The sequence below is a fragment of the Bordetella petrii genome (genome assembly GCF_020991325.1).
Classification (GTDB): domain Bacteria; phylum Pseudomonadota; class Gammaproteobacteria; order Burkholderiales; family Burkholderiaceae_B; genus Bordetella_A; species Bordetella_A petrii_E.
The window spans coordinates 1-7,680 of sequence record NZ_JAJMLX010000224.1 but is presented as its reverse complement, the minus strand read 5'-3'; the positions used below and the strand labels follow the sequence as shown (position 1 = coordinate 7,680).

Genomic DNA, 7,680 nt, shown 5'->3' with positions numbered 1-7,680 from the left:
GGCCCATGCGCTGATCCGGCGCCTGGACCCGCGCCCGGGGCGCGCCTGGACGGTGCCGGCGGCCGATTACGCCGTGCCGGACGTCATCGTGCGCAAAACCCGCCAGGGCTGGCAGGCCGTGCTGAACAGCGGCGCCGTGCCTCGCCTGCAGGTCAACAGCCTGTACGCCCAGTTGCTGGGCAACCAGCGCGAAGCCGCGCATGCCGGCTTGCACGCCCAGCTGCAGCAGGCGCGCTGGATGATCCGCAACGTGGAGCAGCGCTTCGATACCATCCTGCGGGTGGCCCAGGCCATCGTGGCGCGGCAATCGGCGTTCTTCAGCGAGGGACCGGCCGCCATGCGGCCGCTTATCCTGAAAGACATCGCCAGCGAACTGGGGCTGCACGAATCCACCATTTCGCGCGCCACTACGCAGAAGTACATGCTTACTCCGTTTGGCACCCTGGAACTTAAGCGGTTCTTCGGCACGGGGGTGGCCACCGACGCCGGCGACGTGGCCTCGGCCACGGCCGTGCAGGCGGTCATACGCCAGATGGTGGCCGAGGAAGACCGCGGCAAGCCCCTGTCCGACAACCAGATCACCCAGCGGCTGGCCGACCAGGGCATCGTCATTGCCCGGCGTACCGTGGCAAAGTACCGTGAGGCGCTGCGCATAGCCCCCGCCAGCCTGCGCAAGGCCCACGCGGCAAGGTAGGCCGCGCCGCAATTTGTCCCTGTTTTCAAATAGTTGCGTGACACACTCAGGTCGCAAAGCGCTTGCACTAATGAGAATAAATCACGATAATTATTCTCATGTACATTTGCGTATGTAATGCCGTTACCGAACGCCAGGTTCGCGCCTCTGTGGACGCGGGCGCCGTAACGCTTTCCGATCTGCAGTTCGAGCTGGGCGTGGCCACGTGCTGCGGCTGCTGCGCGGCCACGGCGCAAGAATACCTGCCGGGCGGGCGCTGCTCGAGCGTATGCCATGTGCAGTCGGTGGCCATGGCCGTGAACCCCGCCACTCGCCTCGAAACCGACGCGCCGGCCGCCAACACCATCATTCCCCTGGTCGCCGCCGCCTGATCTTCTGATCGCTGCCGCGCACCCCCGCGCGGCGTTGCAGTTCGCCAACGCTCCCCTGTCCGCCTTCCTGGCCTTGCGCGCCTGTTGCTGCCCGGCGCTACCGTGTCCGCGGCAAGCTTTTCTCAATCCAAACGAGCGACATTGATGCGTCGCAAAGCCCGTTATTGCGTGATGCCGTACGCGGGTGATCCAACACGCATACTCATTCTCATTAATGTGTCGCTTTCAGATCGCGCTTGCAAAGCCATTTACCAAATGCGCCCGCGGCCTAGCCGCGGCCCCGCGCGGAGTGTTAGCCTGCGTACGTTGCATGCGCCGTCAGGGGTGCGCATGTCCGCGCGTGCCGCGACCAGAATACCTAGGAGTTCATCATGAAAGGCGACAAAACCGTCATCCAGTTCTTGAACAAGCAACTGACCAACGAACTGACGGCCATCAATCAGTATTTCCTGCATGCCCGCATCCTGGGGCATTGGGGTCTGAAGAAACTGGGCAAGCACGAATACGAAGAATCCATCGGCGAAATGAAGCACGCCGATCGCCTGATCGAACGTATCCTGATGCTGGACGGCCTGCCCAACCTGCAAGACCTGCACAAGCTGCTGATCGGTGAAGACGTGCCCGAAATGCTGTCCTGTGACCTGAAGCTGGAACAAGGCGCGCAGGCCACCGTGAAAGAGGCCATCGCCCACTGTGAATCGGTGCGCGATTACGTGTCGCGCGACTTGTTCCAGGACATCCTGGACGACACCGAAGAGCACATCGACTACCTGGAAACCCAGCTCGAACTGATCGACAAAGTGGGCCTGCAGAACTACCTGCAAAGCCAGATGGAAGTCGAAGGCTGATTTTCCTCGCCGTTGCCGGGCACTCGGGTGCCCAGCAACGCGATGCTTGCCTGTCCAGGCCCGCGCATGCGGGCTTTTTTTTTGCCGCCGGGCCGCCCCCAGGCAAAAAGCCCCCTTGGGGGGCAGCAAGCCGAAGGCGCAGCGTGGGGGCACTTTTTTTTTCGGATCGACATAGTGTGCCGTGGGCTGGGTTCGCGCCACTGTCATGCCGGCGCAACCTGTGTTGGAGAAGATGCCTTCCAGCCCCCGCCAGAGGGGTTTGGCCATCTATTTTCCAGAACAGGAACCATCATGAGCGATCTAGACGATATCCCGTCGAATCCCAGTCCTGCAAAGCACTTCAATGACATCGTGCGCCAGGCGTTGTCGCGCCGCGGCTTTCTGAAAGCCGGCCTGGGCGCCGGCGCTGTGGGCTTCATGGGCGCTGGCCTGACGGCCTGTGGCAGCGGCAGCGATGACGATGACGACGATACCGATCCGGGCAACCCGGACCCGGGCAACCCCGACCCCGGCCCCGTGACCATGGGGTTCAAGGCCGTGCCCATGAGCGTGGCCGATACGGTGACCGTGCCCGAGGGCTATGCCTGGACAGTGATCAACCGCTGGGGTGACAAGCTGCACAACAATTCGCCGGCTTTTCGCGGCGACGCCAGCGACACGGGTGACGACCAGGCCCTGCAGATCGGCTACAACCACGACGGGATGCACTTCTTCCCGATCGACGGCTCCGACAGCGTCAACGGCAGCAGCGACGAAGGCCTGATGGTGACCAACCACGAATACATCACGCCGCACTATTTCTTTCCCGTGGGCGTGGAGCCGGGCAATGCGGCCTGGGACCTGGACTGGGTGCGCAAGTCGCAGCACGCGCAGGGCGCCTCGGTGGTGCATATGCGCCGCAACGGCAGTAGCTGGGAACCGGTACTGGATTCGCCCTTCAACCGCAGCATCAACGGCACCACGGCCATGCAGCTGGTAGGCCCGGCGGCCGGCAGCCGCCTGACGCGCACCACGGCGGACACCTCCGGCACGCGCGTGTTCGGCACCTTCGGCAACTGCGGCAACGGCTACACGCTGTGGAACACCTACCTGACCTGTGAAGAGAACTTCACCGATTACTTCGGCGTGGGCACGCAGGATGCCGGCACGGTGAACTACCCCGACGCGGAATACCGCGCCCACATGGAGCGCTACAAGGGCAGCGGCAAGACGTCCAGCAGCTCGTATCGCTGGGACACGCACGACACGCGCTTCGACTGGTCGGCCGAACCCAATGAATACAACCGCTTTGGCTGGGTAGTGGAAATCGACCCGTTCGATCCCAACTCCACTCCCAAGAAGCTGACCGCGCTGGGCCGCTTCAAGCACGAGAACGCCGCCATGTCGCTGGCCGACGATGGCCGCGTGGTGGTGTACATGGGCGACGACCAGGTCAGCGAATACATCTACAAGTTCGTGTCCGACGGCAAGTACGATCCGGCCACGCCCGCCCTGAACCGCCTGTTGCTGGATCGCGGCACGCTGTATGTGGCGCGTTTCCTGGCCGGTGAAACCACCGGCGACGCGATGGGCAATGGCGAATGGGTGCCGCTGAAGCTGGACACGCCGGCCCTGGCCGGCGGCACGCTGGGCGATATGTTCAACCAGGACATGGGTGAACTGCTGGTGAAAACCCGCCAGGCCGCCGATGCCGTGGGCGCCACCCCCATGGACCGCCCCGAATGGGTGTCGGTGCATCCCGCCACGCGCGAAGTGTATGTGACGCTGACCAACAACAGCAGCCGCGGCAGCGGCAGCGCGCGCTACCCCGGCGGCCCCAACCACCCGGATGCCGACGAGGCCAACCCGCGAGCGGAAAACATCTATGGCCAGATCGTCCGCTGGCGCGAACAGGACGGCAACCCCACCGCGCTGGCGTTCGAATGGGACATCTTCGTGCTGGCCGGCAACCCGAACCTGTACGACAAGACGGACCCGCGCAGCGGCTCGGACAATATCAACGTGGACAACACCTTCAACAGCCCCGACGGCCTGGCGTTCGCCAAGAACGGGCTGCTGTGGATCGAGACCGACGGCAACTACTCGAACGAGGATGAGTACGAAGGCCAGGGCCACAACCAGATGCTGGTGGCCGACCCCGCCACGCGCGAGATCCGCCGCTTCATGGTGGGGCCCGTGGGTTGTGAAGTGACAGGCATTACCTGGACGCCGGACCAGAAGTTCCTGTTCATCAACATCCAGCACCCGGGCGAAGGCCCAGGCGTGTCATCGGCCCAGGCCGACCCTCTGCAGGCCTCGACCTGGCCGGACGGCGCGCAGGCCACCCGCCCGCGTCCCGCCACGGTGGTGATCTGGAAGGAAGACGGCGGCATCGTCGGGTCGTAGCCCGGTTGGGGGTGCCTGGTTGCCGCGCGGGCCAGGCACCCATGGCGCTACCTCAGCCGCCGCGGCGAGTTTGCGCCGGCACCGCCAGGTGTCCGGCTCCCTTCAGGGTGCCGGACACCGTTCTACTGAGACTGTCGTGGCACACAACGGTGTCTGGCACCCTGACGGGAGCCAGACACCCGGCAATGTCCTGCGAGGTGCCCTATTTCACCGTAAGGCAGTTAGTGCCATGGGAGTCAGCCCCGGCGCTGGCATCGCCCTTAGTTGGGCCGCTGCGGGCATTCGGCGATGGTGCCCCAGCCCCGGTTGGGGCCGCAGTACTTATTGCGTGCGTTCCACGAGCACGTGGGACGTTCGAAAAAGCCCTTGTTGGCGCACTGGGCGAGTTCGCTGCGCAGCGCATCCTGCCACGCGCCCTGCTGCTGGGCCGGTCCGGCGGTGTTATTGGGCATGGTGACGGGCGGGTTCACCACATAGGCCTGCTGGTCGGCCGGCGGCAGGGTGTTCGTGGTGGGCGGCAGGGCCTGGAGGTCGAGCGTGGTGACGTCCGATGGGCCGGAAGGCAAGGGGACGTCGGACGCGGCGGCCAGCTCGCGCGCTTCGTCCATGCTGATGTTGTCGCGCGAGAGGCGTACGGAAGGATCGGTATTGGTGTCGAACAGCGACACGGTGGACACCGTCCAGGTTTCGCCGGCGGGCTTGTCGGGTACGCCCAGGGTGCCATCCACCCGCGGTTGCGGCGGCTGCGCCACATAGGGACGGCCATCGGCGTCCAGGATGGGTTCCTTGGATGCCGAGTTTTCTTGGCCCGGTGCGGGCGCGGCCTTGGGCGCGTGCGCCACCAGCCAATCACCCAGTTGGATTCCGCCCCACGCTGCGGCCCCCAGCGCCAGCAGGATTGTTGCGAACAATACACGCCAAGACATTGCTACCCTCATCTTTGCGACGGCCCTGCGCCGCTTACGCCTGGCTTCCGAAGACCTGGCCGCCGTGCTCGCGCATGGCGTGGAATTTCACATCCGGATACAGGTCTTCGGCCACGCGCAACTGCGCGGGCGAGCCAATCAAAAAAGCCGCCGCATCCACCACATCATAGGCGATGTGCGCGGCATTGGCATCCATGAACTTGCGCAGGGCGCGCGGGTTCTCGGATGTAATCCAGCGCGCCATGGTGTAGCGGGACGGCAACATTCGGGCTTCCACGCCATATTCGGTTTTAAGGCGGTGCGCCACGACTTCGAACTGCAGTTGCCCCACCGCGCCCAGCAGCAGCGTGCCGCCCGAGGCTTCTGGGCGGAACACCTGGATGGCGCCTTCCTCGCCCAGCTGGGTCAGGCCGACGCGCAGTTGCTTGGTGCGCAAAGGATCTTTGACTTCCACGGCCTGGAAGAGTTCGGGGGCGAAGAACGGCAGCCCGGTAAAACGCAGGCTTTCGCCTTCGGTAAGCACGTCGCCCAGTTGCAGCACCCCATGGTTGGGAATGCCGATGACGTCGCCCGCGTAGGCCTCGTCCAGCAGTTCACGCCGTTGCGACAGGAAAGACACCACGTTGTTGGGGCGCATTTCTTTGTTGGTACGAGCCACTTTCAGACGCATGCCGCGCTCGAAGCGGCCCGAACTGACGCGCACAAAAGCCACGCGGTCGCGGTGGGCAGGGTCCATATTGGCCTGCACCTTGAACACCACGCCGGTGAACTTGGGTTCTTGCGGCTCGACACGCCGTTCCATGGCCTGGCGCGGGCCGGGAGGCGGGGCCTGGTCGACCAGGGCGTCTAGTACTTCCTGCACGCCGAAGTTGTTGATGGCCGAGCCGAAGAACACCGGGGTTTGCCTGCCGGCCAGGAAGGCTTCGCGGTCGAACTGCGGTGCGGCTTCCTGGATGAGCTCGATTTCGCCATTGGCCTGTTCGAAGGCGGAGCCGAAGCGCTGGGCGATCTCGGGGTTGGACAGGCCCTGGATGATGTCGTCGTCGTCCGAACGGCGTTCTTGCCCGGGGCGGAACACCCGCATGCGGTCGCGGCGGATGTCGAATACGCCGCCGAAGGCCTTGCCCATGCCCACTGGCCACGAAAACGGCACGGCGTCCATGCCCAGGTGCCCTTCGATTTCCGACAGCAGGTCGAGCGGCTCGCGCACCTCGCGGTCCATCTTGTTGATGAAGGTAATGATGGGCGTGTTGCGGGCCCGGCACACCTGCAGCAGGCGGATGGTTTGCGGCTCGACGCCGTTGGCCGCGTCGATGACCATCAACGCGGCGTCCACCGCCGTCAACACGCGGTAGGTGTCTTCGGAGAAGTCTTGGTGGCCCGGGGTGTCGAGCAGGTTGATGACGCAGTCACGGTATTCCATCTGCATGACCGACGAGGCCACCGAGATGCCGCGCTGCTTCTCGATTTCCATCCAGTCGGACGAGGCATGGCGCGACGCCTTGCGCGCCTTGACGCTGCCGGCGATCTGGATGGCGCCCGCGAACAGCAGCAGCTTTTCGGTCAGCGTGGTCTTGCCGGCGTCGGGGTGGGAAATGATGGCGAATGTGCGTCGCCGTGCGACTTCTTGGGAAATATTCATGGTTGATGCGATTTTACCGGCGCGCGTCCGGCGCGCCGGCGCCGTATGCCATTACGCCTGGCGGCGGAAGGTGGCCAGGAAGACGCCCGCCAGAATGAACAGCGAGCCGAACATGCGGTTCATCCAGCGGATGTGCCGGGCGTCGCGCAGCAGGCGCAGCACCTTGGCGGCCAGCAAGGTATAGACGCCCATGGCGACCAGGTCGGTGAACATCAGGGTGCCCGCCAGGGCCGCATACTGGGGCACCAGGGGCGCCGCCGGGTTGACGAACTGGGGCACGACGGCCAGCAAGAACACGGTGCCCTTGGGGTTCATCAGGTTCACCAGGATGCCGCGCACTACCAGTTCGCGCACCGAGAAGTGGGCGGGGTTGCCGGTGTCCACGGCCACCGGCGCCGCGTCGGTGCGGAACTGGCGCACGCCCAGGTACACCAGGTAGGCCACGCCCAGGTACTTCACGATGGAAAAGGCAATTTCCGACGTGGCCAGTACCGCACCCAGGCCCACCGCCACGATCACGAACTGAGCCAGGATGCCGATGATCAGCCCGGCCGTGTTCCAGTAGCCGCGCGCGAATCCGTACTTCAGCCCGGAACTCATGGCCGAAATGGCGCCTGCCCCCGGAGAGAAGGAAATGGCCCAGGAGGCCAGGAAGAAGGTCAGCCAGGTCGAGAGCGTCATGTCGGATTCCTGCGGCGGCGTACCGCCGGTACGTGGGACAGGATACGGATATTACTTGCCCAGCAGCATCAGCACGCCCAGGCCGATGAAGACGATGACCGCAACCACCTTGATCAGCGCGAACCAGAATTCG

General features: G+C 64.7%; 7 protein-coding genes. 4 read left to right on the top strand and 3 right to left on the bottom strand.

Annotated elements, in window-relative coordinates; translation table 11 throughout:
* The 4 genes from rpoN to LPZ50_RS18785 form a co-directional block, all read left to right on the top strand.
* Positions 1–694, top strand: a 694-nt coding sequence (rpoN, locus tag LPZ50_RS18800; RefSeq protein ID WP_230663587.1) for an RNA polymerase factor sigma-54, incomplete at its 5' end; no start/stop codon positions are given.
* Positions 695–792: 98 nt separating this feature from the next.
* Complete coding sequence (locus LPZ50_RS18795) at positions 793–1,065, top strand: (2Fe-2S)-binding protein (protein WP_230663585.1); 273 nt, start codon at positions 793–795, stop codon at positions 1,063–1,065.
* A gap of 371 nt (positions 1,066–1,436) precedes the next feature.
* On the top strand, positions 1,437–1,913 hold the full coding sequence (bfr, locus tag LPZ50_RS18790; protein ID WP_230663583.1) for a bacterioferritin: 477 nt from the start codon (positions 1,437–1,439) through the stop codon (positions 1,911–1,913).
* 291 nt (positions 1,914–2,204) lie between these two features.
* Positions 2,205–4,298: a PhoX family protein gene (locus LPZ50_RS18785; protein WP_230663581.1), complete on the top strand. Its 2,094-nt coding sequence runs from the start codon at positions 2,205–2,207 to the stop codon at positions 4,296–4,298.
* A gap of 260 nt (positions 4,299–4,558) precedes the next feature.
* On the opposite strand, the gene LPZ50_RS18780 is transcribed toward LPZ50_RS18785, so the two are convergent.
* Genes LPZ50_RS18780 through LPZ50_RS18770 form a run of 3 tightly spaced genes read right to left on the bottom strand, consistent with a single transcriptional unit; the run spans position 4,559 to position 7,547 of the window.
* Complete coding sequence (locus LPZ50_RS18780; RefSeq protein ID WP_230663579.1) at positions 4,559–5,236, bottom strand: hypothetical protein; 678 nt, start codon at positions 5,234–5,236, stop codon at positions 4,559–4,561.
* A 22-nt stretch (positions 5,237–5,258) separates the two neighbouring features.
* Positions 5,259–6,866: a peptide chain release factor 3 gene (locus LPZ50_RS18775; RefSeq protein ID WP_230663576.1), complete on the bottom strand. Its 1,608-nt coding sequence runs from the start codon at positions 6,864–6,866 to the stop codon at positions 5,259–5,261.
* Positions 6,867–6,917: 51 nt separating this feature from the next.
* The gene (locus LPZ50_RS18770) at positions 6,918–7,547 is read right to left on the bottom strand and encodes a LysE family transporter (RefSeq protein WP_230663573.1); all 630 of its coding nucleotides are present in this window, start codon (positions 7,545–7,547) and stop codon (positions 6,918–6,920) included.
* Positions 7,548–7,680 lie beyond the last annotated feature (133 nt).